Raw genomic sequence first — 18,562 nt, forward strand, 5'->3', positions numbered from 1 at the left:
CCGGCAGGACGAGGGGCCTCTGAAGGGCGAGCTCCTCACTGGTCCGACGGCAGCACCGGGCCGGCGGATGAGAGGTCCGGGCCTCGCCGCTCTGCCCCGGTCTTCCGCCCCTCATGTCGCAGACTTGGGGCCGAGTTCCTGTGTCTGACCGCCCGACAGGTGTGTCCTCGGCAGCCGTTGTCCGGGTGGCAGGGCGCATGCGGGCCAGATAGTGGTGAGTATGGCCGCGCGATCTACGCGACCCACCGAAGGCGCCGCGAACCGCAGGGAAAAGATCAAAAACGCTCCGCAATCCCTCCCCAAGGCCTTGCCGGAACCGGAGCTGATCGGACAGGCCGGAGAGGTCACCCGACTCCGGCGAGCCACTGGGTGGTGATTCTGCCGGCGGTCTTCATGCCTTGTCCTGCGAGAACGCAGCGCCGCAGTCGTAGTCGTTCACGCCGTCGAAGGAGGGACGGTTGCGCTCGCCATACACGGGACCCACGACTTCCCGCGCCGTGGCGCCCGACTTCAGATTGCTTGCCGAGGTATCGATCGCTTTGAGCACCGTACGGAAGTGCTTGGCCACGTCCGGCGGCGCGCTCGCCTGCATCAGCTCACCCATGCTGGCGATCAAGGCGGCCTTCCTCCGCAGCTCTTTGAAGTTCAGCGGCTACCCTCCCGCCTACAGCGACCACGCCCTGGTCGCTGTTTCTCGAAAGCGTGCAGTGGTGGCCGACCCCGTCAGGCATCTGCTGTGGATCTTGCCGACGCTGTCGGCCGTGCGCACGATATCCGTGCGGCCCGCACCCACCGGATCATCCGGATCTGCGCACACCAGAGCATTCCTGTCCTCGCCGACCGCGGCTACACGGGATCCGGCCCTGGGTGACGACAGCCCCCAGACACCCCGCAGAGCCGAGACCTCACGCCGGCCCGGGTATCCGTCAATCGCGCGCTGTTCACAGGGCGGGCGCCAGTCGGGCGCGGCGTCGCGCGACTGAAGGCTTGGCGGATCTTCCGTAAATCCTGTCGCAGTCCGAATCGAATGTTGTCAATCGCCGCGGCCGTTCTCACTCTGGAGCGGCAGCGCTGAAAGAGGTCAGTACGTCTAGGGCACTGAAGGGCGCGGTTCGTCGGCTCCTCGAAGTCTTGGGTGTTGGCGGGTACGAATGGCGGGCCGGGCGAGGAATCGGGAGGGGCCGCGATCGGCGCGCGTCGGCAGCGCGGGAGAAGACTGGCGGAGGGCCGGGTGGCGGAGCCGCGTCCTACCTGTCCCGGGTCGGCCAGGCGGAGGACGCATCGTGGTGTGCTCGGTGCGGCTCTGCCCGGCCGGTTGGTGTGTCAGTGCGTGCCGGCTTTGAGGGTGAAGCCGCCGTCGACGGGCAGGACGATCCCCGTGATGAAGGCGGATTCGTCCGAGGCGAAGAAGAGGGCCGCGTCAGCGACGTCCTGTGCGGTGCCCTGGTGGCCCATGGGAACGAGGGCTGCTCGCCGGGCGGCGACATCGTCCCGGGGGGCACCGGTCGACCGGGCGACGGAGTCCACGCCCATCGGGGTGTCCATCATCCCGGGAGCGACGGCGTTGACACGGACGCCGTGCGGTGCGTACTCCAGCGCCAGGCTGCGGGTCATCGCGTGCACGGCCGACTTGGAGGTGGTGTAGGCGATGGTCTCACCGCCCGCGAGCAGTCCCGCCATCGAGGAGACGTTGACGATCGCCCCCCGCCCCCGAGTTCGCATGTGGGGCAGCACGTATTTGCACGTCAGCCACATTCCCGTGAGGTTGACCTCGAAGCCCCGGCGCCAGTCCGCCGAAGAGAGGTCCTCGGTACGTCCGCCAGGCACGATACCGACGTTGTTGTGGAGCACGTCGATCTGCCCGAAGAGCGTGAGGGCTGTCTCCGCCAGGCCGGTGCAATCCTCCTCGTCAGTGATGTCGGCGCGGTGAGCCACGGCTGTGCCGCCGCTCTCCCGCACCAGTACGGCGGTCTCCTCCGCCGACTTCTCGTCCCGGTCGACGACGAGGACGCGGGCCCCCTCGCGAGCGTAAGTGAGCGCCGCGGCACGACCGTTGCCCATCGTCGTGCCTGGAGTCTGCCCACCCCCAACCACGACGGCGGTCCTCCCCTGCAGACGTGCGGTCACCGCCGCTCCTCCTCTTCTCTACCCGGCGTCCGACCTGGACCTGAGGCCGGGTCGGACACTTGGTCGTAGCCGGAGCTGCGGCCGGTCACCGTGTCCACGGCGGCGTCGAAGGATGTGGCGAGCGGCCAGCCCGCGTAATAGGCGACCTGGATGGCGGTTTCCCGCAGTTCGGCCTCGGTCAGGTCGCCGCTGTCCAGCGCGGCCTTGATGTGCAGCGGGGCGTGCAGGCGGTCCTGGCCGAGTACGGCGAGCACGGCCAGGGTTACCAGCCGTCGCTCGCGCCGTGACAGCCCCGGGCGGCCCCAGAGGTCGGCGAAGATGTAGCGGGCGGCGAGGTCACCGAGCGAGCCCGGCTCGCCGACGAACTCCGGCACCGGGCACTGCATGACTTCGGCCATGACGGACCGTCCGCGCGCGGACAATTCCGCCCGCGTATCCTCGCCGCTGGCGCCTGGCGATCGTGTGCCCTCCCGGGCGCTCACCATGTCACTGGCAGTTCTTCGAGCCCGTAGGTGAGGGCGTCGTCGCGGAAGCGCAACTCTCCTTCCGTCACCGCGAGTCGCAGGGTGGGGTAGCGCTGGAAGAGGCGTGGCCAGGCCTCCTGCATCTCCACCCGGGACAGATTCTGGCCCAGGCACTGGTGGACGCCGAAGCCGAAGCCCATGTGCCGGCGCTCGACGCGGGCGAGGTCGAGCTTCTCGGGGGCGACGAAGACCGCCGGGTCCCGGTTGGCGGCTGGCAGATTGCAGATGACTCCCTCGCCGGCCTTGATCAGGACACCGCCGATCTCGGTGTCCTCCAGGCAGACACGTCGCGGCTCTGTCTGCACCATGCTCCAGTAGCGCATCATCTCCTCCGTCGCGGTGCCGGCGTACCTACCCGGATCCGAGAGCAGGATGCTCCGCTGCTCCGGCTCACGAAGGAGCGCGAGGATGCCCAGGCCGATCATGTTGGCGGTCGTCTCGTGCCCCGCGCCGATGACAAGGGTGCCGAGGCCGACGGCTTCCTCGAAGGAGAGAACTCCCTTGTCGTCGACCCAGGTGTTGACCAGCCGGGAGAGCAGTCCGTCGTCGGGCTCGGTGCGCTTCTTGGCCATGTGGGAACTGAGGTTCTCGTGCAACGCCTGGTGCGCAGCGACCTTCTCCTCCTTCGGGCGGCTCAACTGCACCATGGTCTTTGACGATTCGTGCACGGCGTGGCGTTCCTCGTAGGGGACGCCGAGAATTTCGCAGATGACGACGGTGGGCAGCGCGAGGGCGTATTCCTCGACGAGGTCGAGCGGCTTGCCCTTGGCGGGCAGCTCGTCCAGAAGCCGCTCGGTCAGCTCGGCGACGCGCGGGCGCAGCGCCTCGGAACGCTTGGCCGTGAAGTCGGGATTGAGGATGCGGCGGATCGGCAGGTGCTCGTCGCCGTCCTTGCGGAAGAAGACGTTGCCTTCGACGGCGGGCTGGGCGCTGGAGGTGTTGGGGAAACCGGGGTCGGTGACGTCGGCACCGAACCGGCCAGTGGGGCCCAGGACTTGCTGCACCTGGTCGTGCCGGGTGATCAGCCAGGGACGGGTGCCGTCCCAGATCGTCACTCGGCGGGGCACCCCGGCTTCTCGGAAGGCGGTGGCGGTCTCCGGCGGGGCGAAGGGGCAGCCGCGGGTCAGGGGGGCGGGCGGCGCTTCGGCAGTGCTGTCGGGGGACATGGAACCTCCTGCAAGCTATCGGACGGTGAGTGGGGGAGGCTTCAGTGAGCCTGGTCCGCGGGTGTGCGGCTCCCGGGATGTGCTGCGGGGTTGCGGAGCGCCAGGGGACCGCGCGGGCGCAGCGGGCGGTTCAGGCCGGGCGCCCGGCGTGGCGGGAACACGACGTGGTGTACGTGCCGGGACGTGAACTTTCGCTGGCGCCACGTCGCGCCGAGCCGCCGTCCCTCGACCGCGGCCGTACCTCCCGGGGAGTCACCGACCACGGTGACTGCACTGGGCACGGTCATCCGTGGATGCGGATGGCGGCGGCCGGACAGACGGCCGCGGCCTCGCGAGCGGCATCGTGTTGTTCTGACGGTGGCTCGGTGTCCAGCAGGACCACGACGCCGTCCTCATCCCGTTGATCGAAGACCTCCTGGGCGACCAGCGTGCACTGGCCGGCTCCGCAGCATTTGTCCTCGTTGATCGTGATGCGCATGCAACTCCCATCGTGGGCACGGCGGGTAGGTACCTCGGCAGGTATCGCCACGGTGACTAAGCAGTTGTATATTTACATGTGTTTATTCGAGTCGTCAAGGGACCCCGCCGCAGTCGGTGGGCGCCGCCCAGCACGTCTGACGAGGCGCTGTGCAAGGCTTGAGGCATGCCAGATCACGCCCGAACCCCCACCCCGCCCGAGGACTCAGTCACCGGGCGCAGACCCCGCAACGCCAGAGGGGAGGGAGACAAGCTTCGCGAGGAGATCCTGCAGGCGACGCTGCGGCTCATCGCCGACGAAACCCGCATGAGCATCGTGCCGCTGTCCCTGCGGGAGGTGGCCCGCGAGGCCGGAGTCACGGCACCGGCCATCTACCGGCACTTCGCGGACAAGGAAGAGCTCTCGCGCACAGCGGTACGGTCACTCTTCGATCAGCTCCTGGACGAGATGGACCTGGCGGAGCGGACCTCGGACGGCTTGCCCCCCGCCCGACGACTGGCCGAACTCGCCCACTCTTACTGCCGGTTCGCCGAGAGAAACCCGGCTGGCTTCCACGTGATGTTCGCCGACCGCGACCGGCACCGGAACGAGACGGCGCGCCTGGCGGAGCGCTGGCGCGACGCCGTGGTACGACTGGTGGAAGGGGGCGTGCGCACGATCCTCACCCCGGAAGCGGGTGCTGTGATGGTGTGGTCGGCCGTCCACGGACGCCTCCTCCTGGATGGCGGCGCCGGGCAGATGTGGAGCCTCGGCGGCATCCGCGACTTTGTAGAGGAACTCACCCGGTCCCTCGCCGCGGTGGACGGCGCGCGTTGAGTCCTGTCCGTGTCCATGCGCCGCAGGTGTTCACGCCCGCCTTCGACCTGTCGCAGCCGACAATCTTCCATCGGACGTCTGCACGGCCGCGAGGGTGAGCATGAGGACGCCACAGCCGCTGCCGCAGAGCCGCAGGCTTCGCTGCGGCAGCGGCCCCGGCTCCCGGCTGCCTCGATGAGTCGGGCCGTGATACGGAGGACCCCGTTGGGCGCCTTGGCGGGGTCGGCGAGCTGTTCGGACTGCTCGGCGGCGAAGCCGGTGGGCACGACTGGGCAACGGGATGAGGACAATCTAGATGTGATAGACGTGCGCGCCCCACGCCAGATCTGCCTGAGAGCGCCGGGAGCGGCGGTGACCGCTCCCGGCCGGCGTACGGTGCGAGGCGGTCAGCGGGTGACCATGAGTCGGCGGACGCCGTAGTTGGTGCCGGTGAAGTCCATGGGGACTTCCTCCAGCGGGGTGGCGAGCCGGAGGTTGGGGAAGCGCTGGAAGAGCTTCGGCAGGACCGTTTTGAGTTCGGCGCGGGCGACGTTCTGGCCGAGGCAGGCGTGGACGCCGTAGCCGAAGCCCATGTGGCGGGCCATCGTGCGGTCGATGTCGAGGGTGTCGGGGTCCTGGAAGGCGCGGGGGTCGCGGTTGGCGGCGTTCATCGCGACGACGACCAGGTCGCCCTGCTTGATCTGGGCCCCGGCGATATCGAGGTCTTCCTTGGCGACGCGGCCCAGGCCGAACTGGACGATGGTGAGGTAGCGCATCAGCTCCTCGACCGTGGTGCCGATCTTCTCGGGGTGGGCCAGCAGTTGTTCGCGCTGCTCGTGATGGGTGAGCAGGGTGAGGGCGGAAAGGCCCATCATCGCGGCCGTGGTGTCGTGTCCGGCGAAGAGCAGTAGCACGCCGAGGCCGATGAGCTGTCTCTCGGTCAGGGCCGAGTCCTCGCCGTCGGCCGTGTTGATGAGTTCGGCGAGGATGCCGTCGGTGGCGTCGGTGCGGCGCTTGTCCGCGACGAGCTTGGTGATGTGCTCGATGAGCCAGTGGGCGCCCTTGTCGCGTTCCTCGCGGCTCTTGGCCATGTCCATCAGGTCGACGGTGGCCTCGTGGAAGCCATCGCGGTCCTCGTAGGGGACGCCGAGCAGCTCGCAGATCACCAGACACGGGATGGGCAGGGCCATGGCCTGGACGAAGTCGAAGGTCTCGGGACCCGCGGCGATGGCGTCCAGGTGCTCGTCGACGATGCGGTCAAGGTAGGGCTGGAGCTTGTTCTGCACGGCCTTGGGGGTGAAGCGGGCGGTGAGCAGTCGGCGGTAAGCGCTGTGCTCGGGCTCGTCCATCATCACGAAGCCGGCGTCGAAGGGGGCGTCCTCGCCGGCCTCGGCGATCTCGCCCTCGGGGGTGTCGTGGCGTGGGCGCCTGGCGCTGAGCCGCGGGTCGGTGAAGACCAGGCTGCCTTCCTCGAAGCGGGTGACGAGCCAGCCGGTGGAGCCGTTGGGGAAGCGGACCTTGACGATGGGCTGGTCCTCGCGGAGCCGGGTGTACTCGGCCGGGGGATTGAGAGGGGCGTCCGCCTCCCGGGTGACGGGCTGGTTGATGAGGGTCTCGGTCATTTCTGCTCCTGCGCGGTGAGGGGCTGGGCGGCAGTGTGCGCGTCGATCGCGGCGGCGACGCCGGTGTGGATGGCGGCGGCCTTGCACCAGCCGGTGTAGACGGCCAGGTGCAGGACGGCCTCGCGGAGCTGATCGGCACTCAGGTCGTCGTTGACCAGCGCGCCGTTCGCGATGATCTGGACGATCTCGGGCCGGCCGACGGTGGCGGCGACGCCGAGGGTGAGCAGCCGGCGGTCGCGGACGGACAGGCCCTCGCGGCCCCAGACTTGGGCGAAGAGGTAGTCGACGGTCTCGGCACTGTAGGGGTCACTGCTGTCCTGGACCACGGTGCTGAAGCCGGGGCCGTAAGCACGGTCCATCATGTGCAGGCCATAGGCGTGCACATCGTCCTTCGCCGGGGGCGGGGCCGGGGCCGGCGCCGGTTCGGCGTCCAGCTGGAGGGTGCGGCGAGCCTGAGTACGAACCGCCTCGACGAGGGGGGCCTGGACGCCGCGGGCGGCGGCGAGATCCCGGGCGGCATCGAGGTCCTTGGTCATCAGCGGCTCGATCTGCCGGCCGGCCGCCTCGGGCAGCACGCCGTCGGCGTCCTGCATGCGCAGCAGCTGCAGCAGGGTACGGCCCTCAGGGTCGGCTGCGTCGATGACCTCGGCGAGCCGGGCGGCGTCCACGCCGGTGGCGCGCGCCAATGCGGCGGCCTCGGCGACCGTGCGCCAACTGCCGTAAGTGACAACATTGCGTGCGATCTTGGTGGCCATGCCGGCGCCGGACGGGCCGCAGTGCACCACCTTCTTCGCCCAGTGTTCAAGGACGGGGAGAGCCCCGTCCACGGTCTGCTGCTCTCCGCCGAGGATGGCGACCATGCCGTTCTCGGCGGCCTTGTCGCCCGGGGTCACTCCGCAGTCGAGGAAGCCCACGCCGTGCTCGGCGCACAGCGCGGCCAGTTCGTGGACGACCGGCAGAGCGACGGTGGCGAGCAGCACGACGGTCAGGCCCGGCCGGGCCGCCCGCAGCAGGCCGTCCTCGCCTCCGATGACTTCGCGTGCCTGGTCGGCGTTGACCACCGCGACCATCACGACATCGCAGACCAGGGCCACCTCAGCGGGCGAGCCGAGCGGGTCGGGCACACCGGCCAAGTCCGCGGCAGCGTCTGGACGGACATCGTAGACCATGGGAACCCGTCCACTGCGGGCCAGGCTGACGGCCACACCGCCGCCGATCATTCCCAGGCCGATCACACCGGCCCGGAGGGTATCGCTCATGCTGCACTCCCGGTGAGAAGCGGGGCCGCCGCGGCGACCTGCGCCCGGTAGCCGCGCAGCGCCCGGACCATGTTGATGCCGACCGCCGCACAGGTCCGGCCGTTTTTGCCGTACAGGGCGACCAGCCTGCGCTCGGCCGTGCTGCCCTCGACGACGCGTATCTCGTCGGCGCCCCGGGTCCGGCCGTAGATCTGGATCTTCAGGTCGTACTGGTCGGACCACACGTAGGGCACCGGGTCGAAAGGCGTACCGCGCTCCGGCCCGGCCAGGATGTTGCGGGCGACGGCCAGGCCCTGCTCGGCCGCGTTCGTACGGTGCTCGATACGCCAGGGCTCACCGGTGCGGGCATGCATCCAGCAGGCGACATCGCCCGCCGCCCACACCCCGGAGCCGGCGTACAGCGTGGCGTCGCACTCCACCCCGTTGCCCAGCGGAACGCCGCTGCCGGTGAGCCACTCGGTGTTGGGCTGCGCGCCGATACCGACCAGGACGGCATCCGCGGCCAGGGTGCGGCCACCAGGAAGACCCACCCCGCTCGCCCGCCCACCGGCGGTGAGGACCCGGTCGACGAGAACCCCGGTCTCGATCCGCACGCCGTGCTCGTGATGGAAGGTGCGCAGCAGGGCGCCCAGCTCGTCACCGAGGGCGTCGCCCATGGGCTGAGCGGTGTCGGTGACGAGGGTGACCTGGCAGCCCAGGCCGCGTGCCACGGCGGCGGCCTCGGCGCCGACGAAGCCGCCGCCGACCACGACCAGACGCGGCCTGGCGGCGAGTTCCTCACGCAGCGCGAGCGCGTCCTCCCAGGTGCGCAGTACGTGCACCCCACGCACCGATTCGGTGCCCGGCAGCCGCCGGGCCCGGGTACCGGTACACACCACGAGGGCGTCGTAACCGACGAGGCTTCCGTCGGCCAGGGCGACCTCCCTGTTCCGGGTGTCCAGTGCGACCGCCGGCGTGCCCAGCCGCAGGTCCAGGCCGAGCGCGGCGATGGCGTCCTCGCCGCGCAGAAGGAGCCGCCCGCTGTCCCACTCGCCGGACAGCAGCTGCTTCGACAGCGGCGGCCGGTCGTAGGGAAGATGCTTCTCCTCACCGATCAGCGTGAGCGATCCGGTGTAGCCCTCGCGCCGCAGTCCTTCCACGACGCTCAGTCCGGCCGCGGAAGCACCGACCACGGCGATCCGCGACAAAGCGGCACTCATACCCGCACCTGGATCACTCCGGCCGGGCAGACCGCCGCAGCCTGGACCACGTTCTCGGCCTGCGCGGCCGGCGGGCAGTCGTCGAGCAGGACGACGACGCCGTCCTCGTCACGTTGGTCGAAGACCTCCGGCGCCGCCAGCACGCACTGGCCGGCACCGCAGCACTTGTCGAAGTCAATGGAGATGTGCATGGGGGAATCCACTTCCGTCCTGCCCTCAGAAGAGGGGCGACGCGGGCCAGGTGGGCATATCGTTGCCCTGAGCACCTAACTTAGTTCAGTGGCGACTGTACTCCTGGGCATACCGGGCGGCAACCGGCCCCCTGGGAGGGGGTATTGAGGGCGTGAACGACATGCGGGAGCGAAGCGCCCGTCCGCTGCCCGGCACGCTTCCCCCCGCCGCGGGGCGACTGTTCCGGCTACGGCTACAGGCCGTTGGGCTCCGTGCTGCTCCTGATTTCCCGGATCCTGCGCGACGCTTCGGTCTCGGATGCGCTTCCGGTGAGAAAGGGGACACCGGGGGCGCCGGCGACGAGCGAGTCGACCAGTCCGTCGGCGAGTTGCAGGACCAGTTCTTCCGAGGACTCGTCCCGGTAGAGACTGTGGTGCAGCGAGACCATGCCGTGCAGTCCGGCCCACAGAGTCTGCGCGGCCTGCTCCACCGGCAGGGACAGGCCGAGCCCGCTCTCCGCGCAGCTGTGCAGGCCGGCGCGCAGGCCCGCGGAGACGAGGCGGGCGGGGTGACCGCTGATCCTGCTCGGGTCCGCCGCCGGCTGGTGCATCTCGAACATGAGCCGGTACTGGCCAGGACTGCTCATGGCGAACCGGCAGTACGCCTGCGCCTGCGCCCGGACCCGGCCTCGCGGATCCACGTCGTCACCGGCCTGAGCGGCGGCGGCCATCTGGGCGGCCAGCTCGCCGTAGCGTTCCTCCAGCGCCGCCCAAACCAGCTCGGTCTTGTCGTTGAAATGGAGGTAGATGCTCGGGGCCGAGATGCCCACCTCCTTGGCGACCGCGCGCATGGTCAGCCGGTCGGAACTGCCCCATTCGCCGAGCAGTCGCTGGACCGCGGTCACGATCTCCCGGCGCCGCTGCGAGCCCGGCCCTTCCTGCTGACCGCCGGCGGCCGGCCATGTCTCCATCGTGTGCACCGCCCTTCCGGCTACAGGTTAACCAGCGCCCAGGAGCCGGCCGCGATACGGCTTCCGTACCCAACAGAGTGCGAGTCACCAACCGGCAGAACAGTAAGCTTGACTCTGTCGGGGATCTTGGAATTTACGGTGCGGCTGCATGATCAGCGGGCATGGACTTCGAGCGCCGCCAGGTCACGGGCCCCAGGGGCAGATCAGCGCGGGCTGGCACGGCCGGGTATGTGCTTGTTTGCGAACCCGGCACCAGGCACAACTTGGAGGGCAAGCTGCGTCTGGTGCTGTGCCTTATAAGGGGACTGGGCGTGTGCGGTCTCGTCGAAGGCGCCGTGTACAAGCTGCGTCCGCTCCCTCGCCGTGCCGCGCTCGGGGCGGGAGCGGCTTCATGCTTGGCCCCGGACGCTGGCCGCTCTCCTGCGGGATCGCGAAGAAAACGGACGGAGGCGTCGACGTGTAGCCGCTGTCCCGCTCACGGCCTGCGTCGGCACGAGTGCCGAAGCCGCGCCGAGAGCGGGCCCGGTCAGCACGCGTGGGCTTGGGAAGTGTTTCACGGCCTCTCGGCCGGTGGCTGATCGTGCGCATGTCTCATCCATGCCAACAGCAGCCCCACAGCGGCGTCGTACGGCTCAAGAGAGCCCTCAGCACGGCACAGCACATGTGCTCCCTCGAGTACTGCTATCAGTGTGGCCGCCAGCCCGTCAGCAGTGACGGGTTCCATGCCTGCCGCCGCGAGCTGATCGGACAGCGCGGTGCGCCATGAACGCAGTGCCCCACGTGCCGCCGATTGAAGGGCGGAGCCCGGCTCTCCCTCCGTAGCGGCCGCCGCGACCGCGCAGCTCGCGCCTCCTGCGGAGTCCGCGACGGCGGGCCTGATCGCCGCAAGGAACGCCTGGACGACCCCATCGGGGGTAGTTTCCTCGGGCCGCAGCGCCGCCAGGCGATCTGCAACGGTCCGGCCCGTCCACTGCACAGCAGCCTGGGCCAGCTCGTCCTTTCCGCCAGGGAAGTGGTGGTAGATGCCGCCACGTGCGGCTCGACTCTCCCGCAGCACCTCACTGAAGGACGTCCCCGACACGCCGCGCCGACGCAATGACTCTGCGGTCGCGCGGATCATGCGCTCTCGTGTGTCCCTCATACGCCTCCTTTGCTCTAGTACGCACATCCTAGTACAGTGACCCTTCTAGGATGAGCATCCTAGAAGCAGGAGTAGTGAGGAAAGAATCGTGCCCAAGGACGACCTCGATGGACAGAACGCGCTGGTCACCGGCGCGACCACCGGCCTCGGCCGCGAAATAGCCCTCCTCCTCGCGCGCCGAGGCGCCCGAGTGACCGTGCACGGCCGTGACGCGACCCGAGGGACTCAGACGGTCGAGGCGATCGCCGCCGCAGGCGGCCGAGCCGGGTTCGCCTCGGCCGACCTGGCCGACATCGAGGAAATCAACGCCCTCGCGGAGCAGGCGGGAGACGTGGATATCCTCGTGAACAACGCTGGCAACTCCCTGTGGGGTCCGACAGTGAGCTGCTCCCCAGAAGAGTTCGATGCCATCTTCGCCAGCAACGTTCGTGCCCCCTACTACCTGGTCGCAGCGCTTGCTCCGGGCATGGCGGCACGCGGACACGGCAGTATCGTCAACGTCGGCAGTATGTCGGGGAGTCTCGGTCTCTCCGGTGGTGCCGTGTACGGTGCCACCAAAGCCGCCCTCGCCTCAATGACGCAAGCCTGGGCCGCCGAGTTCAGCCCGCACAACGTTCGGGTCAACACCGTCACGCCAGGTCCCATGTACACGCGGCCCGAAGCGCACAAAGAGTTCGCGGCGATGGGAGCCACCACGCCGATGAACCGTGCGGCCGACCCGCAGGAGGTCGCCGAAGTCGTCGCCTTCCTGGCGTCACCAGCCGCCAGTTACGTTACCGGCGCGATCGTCGCCGCAGACGGTGGACGGACCGCGATCTAAGCTTGTTCTTCATCCCGTCTGCGTCATAGGGCGGGACGTTAGATAGAGAACATGCTAAGGACTCTGTACGTTCAGCCGAAAGTGGCTATGAGCGTTCCGGCGTACGCGGGCACCTCATCCCCGCCTGCTGGTTTGATTCCGGGCTCGACGGAGGTGGCGGTGTAGCAACTCGCCGGGACACGCCTCTGTTGAGAGTCAGGCCGCAGACGGATCCGGACCGGCGAAATATCCCGGGAGAGTCGCCCCGCGACTGCGAGACTAGTCACCCGGGCCGGCGGCGGCCGACGGCGCGCTACGAGCGGCCAACCCGTCCGCGTCCCGATACCCCCATCTACTCAAGGTCGGCGGGCTACACCGCCGGCGTGATGCCGGGGTTCACCCTGGTGGCGTGCCGTTGGTGCCTTGTGTGGTTGGCAGACTGCGCAAGGTGGGCTTCCTCGTCGCTGTCGCCGAACTGCATCGTGGATCATTGACGGCGGATGTCGCTGTGGCTGAGACTGCGCTGAATCAGGTCATGGGGGCCGGCCCCGGCATGGCGTGCTGACATTCCCACAGGGGCCCGGTCATCAGCAGTCGCCCCCGGGAGGAGATCGCCCATCTCGCGTATCTGGCGGACCCATGCCCGACGTCAGCGAGTCGAGCCTCGCGTTGCTCTCCAACGCGCCGCCGAGTGATCTGTTCGCCCGGCGTGGACAGCGACCTCGAAGGCATCATCATCGGCCCGAGTGCGGCCGGGAAGCTGTTCCATTCGCACCTCAGCGAGGAGCAACGTGCCGTTCGCCTCGAGGCCTGGGACTGCGTCGGTTTCTGCCGGTCACGAAGCGAGTACGAGTGCCGCCTGGCGCAGCCGGCCGAGCACCTGCTCGTCTGGGCCGACGTTCGTGTCGTGCACCCACCTCCGCAACACCGCAGAGGCTTACACCATCGAACTGCTCGGCCGCGTCGCCATCGATCCCGGGGACCGACCCGAATGCAACACAGAGTTCGCCGGACTCGAGATGGGGCCGCACCGGGCGCCTTGCCTGGCCACCCGTCAGCCACCGCCACGGAAGGATCACGAACCGACCAGCAGGCCCGCCATGACGAAGCCGAGCAAACCGTCCAGTTCCGAGTCCATAAGTGGCCGACCTTCGAGGACGGCTACGAGTAGTGGATCCATCAACGCGGACGAAGCGGCCATCAGGTCGACATCAGAGCGGGCTGTGCCCTCCCGCACCGCGTTGTTGAGTCGCCCGATCAAGGCCTGCCGCGCAGGACCCTGGAACCGCTCGGCCAGAAGTGTCCCGGTCGCACCATCGGCCATCGACGCCGCCACGAGACCTCGAATCATCGCGGTCTCGTGGCGCATGTAGGCACCCAGGGAGTACATCCACGACCGAAGGTCCGCCGACAGGTCTTCGGTGTTCGGCACCGTTAGGACCTCGTCGAGAACGGAACTGCCGAGCATCGCGTCCGCGACGATCGCAGCCTTCGAGGGCCACCGACGGTAGATGGCCGGCTTGCTCACGCCCGACAGCTCGGCGATCCCATCGACGCTGGTGCGCTCGTACCCGGCGATTTGAAGCAGGTGCCGCACCGACTCCAGCACGGCCTGATCGAGTGAAGCGCTTCTGGGGCGCCCTCGCCCTCGCTGCGGCATTGCCCGAGCGTACCAGCGGGGGTAGGTTTTATACGGAACGGCTCGTAACGAAAAACATCGATGGAGATGTGATGAGCGACATCCCGATTCCTGAGTTCCTCAGCGAGCAGGCGCGTGCCGTCCTGGCCACACCCAGGCCGCCGTCCGTGCCGCCACCCGTCGAAGACACCGACGCGTGGTCCCGGTATGTTCAGGTCCACGACGCGGCAATCGCGAAGATGTACGCGCCCTTGGAGAGCCTGCCGGTCGAGAGCGAGCTCCGACGCCCGGCCGGCGTCGACACCTACGTACTGACGCCACCGGACGCAGACGAGCGCGGGGACTCGCCTCTGCTGCTCGATGTCCACGGCGGCGCGCTCACACAGTGCGCCGGCGACATCGGGCGTCTGATGTCCCTACCGAACGCGATGCGAACAGGGCTGGTGCACTGGGTACCTGACTATCGGATGCCGCCGGCCCACCCGTTCCCGGCGGCGCTGGACGACGTACTCGCCGTGTATCGAGCCATGCTGGAAGTGCGAGCACCCGAGCGGATCATGGTCTGCGGGACATCGGCGGGCGGCAACATCGCTGCCGCACTGATGCTCCGCCTGAAGGACGAAGGCATCCCGCTACCCGAGTCGCTCATGCTCCTGTCGCCGGAGATCGACCTCACGGAGTCGGGCGACAGCTTCGGCACGCTCGCGGAGGCCAGCAACATGCTCGGCAGCCTCATGGCCAACAACCTGCTCTACGCCAACGGGCGCGACTTGACTGACCCCTACATCTCGCCGCTCTTCGGCGATGTCGCCGGGTGGCCTCCTACCCTTCTCCAAGCTGGTGGGCGCGACCTCTTCCTGTCAAACGCCATTCGCATGCACCGGAAGCTCCGGGCCGCGGGTGTGCAAGCGGAACTGCACGTCTTCGAGGCAATGCCTCACACCGGGTTCTGGGGGGCGCCGGAAGATCTCGAGCTCGACGCCGAGATTCGTCGGTTCGTGAGCGCACGGTTCGGCAGGACGACTGCCGGGCAGATGCCCTGAGCTCGACTCTCTCGGTGATCTTGGCCGGCAAGGTCTTGCGACGCCTGTAGCCGGCTGCTGTCAGCCCGGCCGGAGGCGTCCTCGAACGTCCTTCTGGGCGGGGACGAGACCGCTGGTGTGGTCCAGAGCATCCAGCAGGTGGATCGTCGGTCTTGCGTCCGCCGACGTCGGCCGGGCTGCGCTGGGGCCTTGCCGTCCGCCGCGAGTCCCCGCACTTCCCCACTCGTGATCATGCGGCGCTCGGCCAACCGGCGTCCCAACGTCGCGCCCACCCCGTCACCGCACCCGAAACAGTGCACCTCCATCTGTCCGCGGCGGCGCAGATAAGGGAGCCTTGATGACGGCCGTGCCCCCGGTCCATCAGGGAGTGGCCGTCGAGACACGCACACCGCTGTGATTCTCTCGCGCGACACCCGGCCCCACCATGGCCTGACCTCGGTACGCGTCCACGTCATCGTCCAGGCCCGCCTGACCAGGCATATCCTCGTCCTCGCGGACCGCGCCTACCAGGGTGCTGGTGCCACCTGCGGCACTCCGTACTACCACCACGCGAACGCCCCGAGTACTACGTTGTGGTGTGAGTAATTCATGCGGGGTAATGGGTTAGACGAGGTCCTTCTTTTCCCAGTATTTGTCACGGACGAGCCGCTTCAGCAGCTTCCCGGTTGTCCCGCGGGGCAATGCGTCGACGAAGTCGATCCGCTTGGGGACTTCGAACTTGGCGAGTCGATCCCGGGCGAGGGGGACCAGTTCAGCGCGCAGCGCATCGTGGTCGGTGACGTCGGCAGCGGGGACCACGACCGCACAGACGGCCTCTCCCCACCGTTCGTCCGGGATACCGAAGACGCAGAGTTCGTGCACGGATCTGTGATCCGCCAGCACGTTCTCGACGACGATTGGGTACACGTTGTACGAGCCTGTAATGATCATGAAGTTCTTGCGGTCCATGATGCGCAGGTAGCCGTCGCTGTCGAGAATGCCGAGGTCACCGGTTATCAGCCAGCCATCACGTAGGACGGCCGCGGTCTCGTCGGGACGGTTGTGGTATCCGGCCATCAGCGTGGCGCTGCGGACACAGATATTGCCCGCCTGCTCCGGTTCCACCGGTTGCAGGTCGTCGTCGAGGATCCGCACCTCACAGTGCAAGGTGGGGCGCCCGCTGGAGGAGAGGATCTCCGGCTTCCCGTTCAGGGCATTACGATGATCTTCCCAGCTCAGGATCGCGTAACAGCCGAGTGTTCCTTCGGTGGAGCCGTACCACTGTTGCATTTGGCAACCCAGCGTCTGGCTGGCCTGGCGCACGAGGGCAGGAGTGGCCGGCGCCGTGCCATAGACCACCAGCCGCAGACTGGAAATGTCGCGGGGCGTGGCGGCCAACTCGCTCAGGATGTCGAGCATCATCGTCGGCACCCACCCAACCGAAGTGACCCGCTCTGCCTCGATGAGCTCCAACGCGCCCGCGGCGGAGAACTTGCGCTGGATGACGACCCGGGAACCGTTGACCACATTGTGCGTCAGCCAGCACACGGGCACACCGGCTGCAGGAAGGCAATGCAGGTACACGTCGTCGGGCTGAGCTCCGGTCTGCATCCAGCTCTTGACCAACGACTCGATCACCCCGCCCTGTCGCCACAACGCACCCTTGGGCAACCCGGTGGTCCCGCGAGCACGTCCAGCTGCTGTTCGCCGTCCGCGCCCGCTGCGTCTCCACCAGCTAGATCAACAACACGATCACCCCGATGCTCTGCCGCAAGGCCGGAGTCCCGGACGCTGACGTCCGCGGGAACATCACCAGCCACCGAGCCCGGTCCACCATCGCCAGCCAGCTCTACAACGCCAAGGAACCGATGACGCTGTTCGAGCTGCAAGCCTGGCTCGGACACCGATCACCGCAATCCACCCAGTACTACGCGAAGATCACCCCGAACACTCTGTCCAGGGCGTATTCCGAAGCGGGCTGCTTCGAACGGAACGTCCGCACCATCGAGGTCCTGGTCGACCGCGACGCGGTCGCCTCCGGCGCCGCCGCGACCGGCGAACCCTGGCAGCACTACGACCTCGGACACGGCTACTGCACCTACACCTTCTTCGAGCAGTGCCAGCACCGCATGGCCTGCGCACGCTGCGACTTCTACACCCCAAGGACTCCACGAAAGTTCAACTCCTGGAAGCCAAGGGCAACTTGCAGAAGATGGCCGTCACGATCCCACTCACCGAAGACGAGCAGGCAGCCATCACCGACGGCCAGAGCGCACTCGACCGCCTCCTCGACAGACTCGCCGACACCCCCACCCCAGCCGGACCGACACCCTGGCAGCTCGACGTCCCGGCCGGCGTCAACCTCCTGCCGATCCTCGATGTCCGCCAGGGCAAAGCACAGCAAGCTTGACATTTCTGATTCCACAGAATGATCTTGTTGTTCTGGCCCTCGACGGCTCCAGAGCTGTAACGGAGGCTGAGGCCGGCGACGACGGCGTCGATGTCCTGGCCCAGGCCGGTGACGAAGGTGTGCAGGGCCGGCAGGTCGTCGGCCTGGACCTGGGTGATCCACTGGTCGAGGTGTTTGCCTGGCGGTCGTTCAGCAACTCGGCCAACGCGCGGACGTGGTGGGCGGTGCGGTCGAGGGCGGGGCAGCGAGCCAGGATCGCTTTGAGCTGCTGGGCCTGGTCGTCGGTGAGGCGGTCGGGATGGCGGGTGAGTCAACTGGTCACGTCCCGCACGGACGGAGCCTTGCGGGGCGGGGTGGGCGGAAAGTCCGCGCGGAGCCTGGCCACGTAGACCTTCAGGACGTTCTCGCCGCCGGGGTAGCCGCGCTCGCGTACTTCCTCGAACAGGTGGCGGGCGACGGCCGTCAGCGCGTGGGCCAGGCGGGAGCCGGCCCGGCCGGCCAGCATCACCGCCACCCGTTCCAGCACCGTCTGCAGCCCGGCGCTGCGTCTGCCGTGCCGGAACGTCAGTCCGTCGACCTGCTCGGCGAACGTCGCCTGCGAGCAGCCCTGTTGCGAGCAGCGGAACCGCCGGACCCGTAACTCGATCAGCGCTGGACGGCCGCCCACCGCGCTGTCGGCAAGCCGGCGTACGTACCGGCTGTGCACCCGAGTGGACGCCGTTCCACACGCCGGACACGCAGCCCGTTCCGCAGCCGTGCGGGCCCGCACGACCACCAACTCATCCCCAGGTATGACACTTTCGACCACAACACCTTCGACCTGGTGGAACCACAGGTCCTGGAGGAGTACATCAGCCACGGCCGTTCATGATCGCGGTTGTGGTGACCCTCCGTGGCTTGAGCACTGAAAGTGATCCAGAACCAGGGTTCGGCCGTCGCCGAGACTGTGCATGAACAACTGGCACGAGTGGATCAGTTGGGGCATATGTGGCAGGACGCATAGTCCACCCTCGATCAAGAGTCGTCTGCCATGAACAGTCGGCCGTGCATGGGGACGGGGCACGTGTATCTCAGCGGCATCTCTGGGAGAGCCAAAAGGAGAAGCGAGGGCCAGGAGGCTCTGCGACTCTGGACCCTGACCTCGCGGGGGGGTGCCCCTATGGGTTTCGTCAAGCTGATGGGGCGGGCTGTGGGTCGTAGAAGGTGCCGTCGCGGAGCATCGCGAAGAGCACGTCGGCTC

The 18,562-nt window shown here is 68.2% G+C and carries 18 protein-coding genes and 3 pseudogenes; 7 read left to right on the top strand and 14 right to left on the bottom strand.

Features of this window, described 5'->3' with window-relative positions; translation table 11 throughout:
- Window positions 1-391 precede the first annotated feature (391 nt).
- A complete protein-coding gene (locus ACFC1X_RS36960; RefSeq protein WP_376362932.1) occupies window positions 392-616 on the bottom strand; it encodes a hypothetical protein in 225 nt (74 codons plus the stop codon).
- Window positions 617-707: 91 nt separating this feature from the next.
- Between ACFC1X_RS36960 and ACFC1X_RS36965 the strand changes: the two are divergent.
- Window positions 708-1,075: pseudogene (locus ACFC1X_RS36965) on the top strand (transposase family protein); the annotation flags it as partial.
- Between the two features lie 248 nt (window positions 1,076-1,323).
- Here the strand turns inward: ACFC1X_RS36965 and ACFC1X_RS36970 are convergent.
- The 4 genes from ACFC1X_RS36970 to ACFC1X_RS36985 all read right to left on the bottom strand — a co-directional run bounded on the left by ACFC1X_RS36970 (window position 1,324) and on the right by ACFC1X_RS36985 (window position 4,295).
- Window positions 1,324-2,127, bottom strand: coding sequence for an SDR family NAD(P)-dependent oxidoreductase (locus tag ACFC1X_RS36970; protein WP_376362935.1), 804 nt, complete (start codon window positions 2,125-2,127; stop codon window positions 1,324-1,326).
- Entirely contained in the window at window positions 2,124-2,525 is a 402-nt protein-coding gene (locus tag ACFC1X_RS36975) for a carboxymuconolactone decarboxylase family protein (protein WP_376362937.1), read from the bottom strand. Before ACFC1X_RS36975 ends, ACFC1X_RS36970 begins: the two co-directional genes overlap by 4 nt.
- A gap of 80 nt (window positions 2,526-2,605) precedes the next feature.
- Window positions 2,606-3,817 (bottom strand): cytochrome P450, encoded by a 1,212-nt coding sequence (locus ACFC1X_RS36980; protein ID WP_376362940.1) that lies wholly within the window; start codon window positions 3,815-3,817, stop codon window positions 2,606-2,608.
- A 283-nt stretch (window positions 3,818-4,100) separates the two neighbouring features.
- A complete protein-coding gene (locus ACFC1X_RS36985) occupies window positions 4,101-4,295 on the bottom strand; it encodes a ferredoxin (RefSeq protein ID WP_376362943.1) in 195 nt (64 codons plus the stop codon).
- A gap of 165 nt (window positions 4,296-4,460) precedes the next feature.
- Between ACFC1X_RS36985 and ACFC1X_RS36990 the strand changes: the two genes are divergently transcribed.
- Window positions 4,461-5,111 (top strand): TetR/AcrR family transcriptional regulator, encoded by a 651-nt coding sequence (locus tag ACFC1X_RS36990; protein ID WP_376362945.1) that lies wholly within the window; start codon window positions 4,461-4,463, stop codon window positions 5,109-5,111.
- Between the two features lie 386 nt (window positions 5,112-5,497).
- On the opposite strand, the gene ACFC1X_RS36995 is transcribed toward ACFC1X_RS36990, so the two are convergent.
- From ACFC1X_RS36995 to ACFC1X_RS37020, 6 genes are all read right to left on the bottom strand, one after another.
- On the bottom strand, window positions 5,498-6,712 hold the full coding sequence (locus tag ACFC1X_RS36995) for a cytochrome P450 (protein WP_376362948.1): 1,215 nt from the start codon (window positions 6,710-6,712) through the stop codon (window positions 5,498-5,500).
- Entirely contained in the window at window positions 6,709-7,971 is a 1,263-nt protein-coding gene (locus ACFC1X_RS37000; protein ID WP_376362950.1) for an NAD(P)-binding domain-containing protein, read from the bottom strand. The genes ACFC1X_RS36995 and ACFC1X_RS37000 overlap by 4 nt, the downstream gene beginning before the upstream one ends.
- Complete coding sequence (locus tag ACFC1X_RS37005) at window positions 7,968-9,170, bottom strand: NAD(P)/FAD-dependent oxidoreductase (protein WP_376362953.1); 1,203 nt, start codon at window positions 9,168-9,170, stop codon at window positions 7,968-7,970. Before ACFC1X_RS37005 ends, ACFC1X_RS37000 begins: the two co-directional genes overlap by 4 nt.
- A complete protein-coding gene (locus tag ACFC1X_RS37010; RefSeq protein ID WP_376362955.1) occupies window positions 9,167-9,361 on the bottom strand; it encodes a ferredoxin in 195 nt (64 codons plus the stop codon). Before ACFC1X_RS37010 ends, ACFC1X_RS37005 begins: the two co-directional genes overlap by 4 nt.
- Window positions 9,362-9,594: 233 nt before the next feature.
- Window positions 9,595-10,311, bottom strand: a complete 717-nt coding sequence (locus ACFC1X_RS37015; protein ID WP_376362958.1) for a TetR/AcrR family transcriptional regulator — start codon at window positions 10,309-10,311, stop codon at window positions 9,595-9,597.
- A 553-nt stretch (window positions 10,312-10,864) separates the two neighbouring features.
- Entirely contained in the window at window positions 10,865-11,431 is a 567-nt protein-coding gene (locus ACFC1X_RS37020) for a TetR/AcrR family transcriptional regulator (protein WP_376362961.1), read from the bottom strand.
- A 109-nt stretch (window positions 11,432-11,540) separates the two neighbouring features.
- Between ACFC1X_RS37020 and ACFC1X_RS37025 the strand changes: the two genes are divergently transcribed.
- On the top strand, window positions 11,541-12,272 hold the full coding sequence (locus ACFC1X_RS37025; protein ID WP_376362964.1) for an SDR family NAD(P)-dependent oxidoreductase: 732 nt from the start codon (window positions 11,541-11,543) through the stop codon (window positions 12,270-12,272).
- Window positions 12,273-13,326: 1,054 nt separating this feature from the next.
- Here the strand turns inward: ACFC1X_RS37025 and ACFC1X_RS37030 are convergent.
- Entirely contained in the window at window positions 13,327-13,860 is a 534-nt protein-coding gene (locus ACFC1X_RS37030) for a TetR/AcrR family transcriptional regulator (protein WP_376362967.1), read from the bottom strand.
- 122 nt (window positions 13,861-13,982) lie between these two features.
- Here ACFC1X_RS37030 and ACFC1X_RS37035 point away from each other — a divergent pair, with 122 nt between their 5' ends.
- Both ACFC1X_RS37035 and ACFC1X_RS37040 read left to right on the top strand, forming a co-directional pair.
- Window positions 13,983-14,933: an alpha/beta hydrolase gene (locus tag ACFC1X_RS37035; protein ID WP_376362970.1), complete on the top strand. Its 951-nt coding sequence runs from the start codon at window positions 13,983-13,985 to the stop codon at window positions 14,931-14,933.
- A 397-nt stretch (window positions 14,934-15,330) separates the two neighbouring features.
- Window positions 15,331-15,494, top strand: a pseudogene (locus tag ACFC1X_RS37040) (IS5/IS1182 family transposase); the annotation flags it as partial.
- Between the two features lie 42 nt (window positions 15,495-15,536).
- Here the strand turns inward: ACFC1X_RS37040 and ACFC1X_RS37045 are convergent.
- A complete protein-coding gene (locus ACFC1X_RS37045; protein ID WP_376362973.1) occupies window positions 15,537-16,550 on the bottom strand; it encodes a class I adenylate-forming enzyme family protein in 1,014 nt (337 codons plus the stop codon).
- A gap of 122 nt (window positions 16,551-16,672) precedes the next feature.
- Here ACFC1X_RS37045 and ACFC1X_RS37050 point away from each other — a divergent pair.
- Window positions 16,673-16,795: pseudogene (locus ACFC1X_RS37050) on the top strand (hypothetical protein); the annotation flags it as partial.
- A 329-nt stretch (window positions 16,796-17,124) separates the two neighbouring features.
- Window positions 17,125-17,322, top strand: a complete 198-nt coding sequence (locus ACFC1X_RS37055; protein ID WP_376362985.1) for a hypothetical protein — start codon at window positions 17,125-17,127, stop codon at window positions 17,320-17,322.
- 310 nt (window positions 17,323-17,632) lie between these two features.
- Here ACFC1X_RS37055 and ACFC1X_RS37060 read toward each other — a convergent pair whose 3' ends face one another.
- On the bottom strand, window positions 17,633-18,181 hold the full coding sequence (locus tag ACFC1X_RS37060) for a transposase family protein (protein ID WP_376362976.1): 549 nt from the start codon (window positions 18,179-18,181) through the stop codon (window positions 17,633-17,635).
- Between the last annotated feature and the right edge of the window lie 381 nt (window positions 18,182-18,562).

Source organism: Streptomyces sp. NPDC056128 (genome assembly GCF_042263835.1).
Classification (GTDB): domain Bacteria; phylum Actinomycetota; class Actinomycetes; order Streptomycetales; family Streptomycetaceae; genus Streptomyces.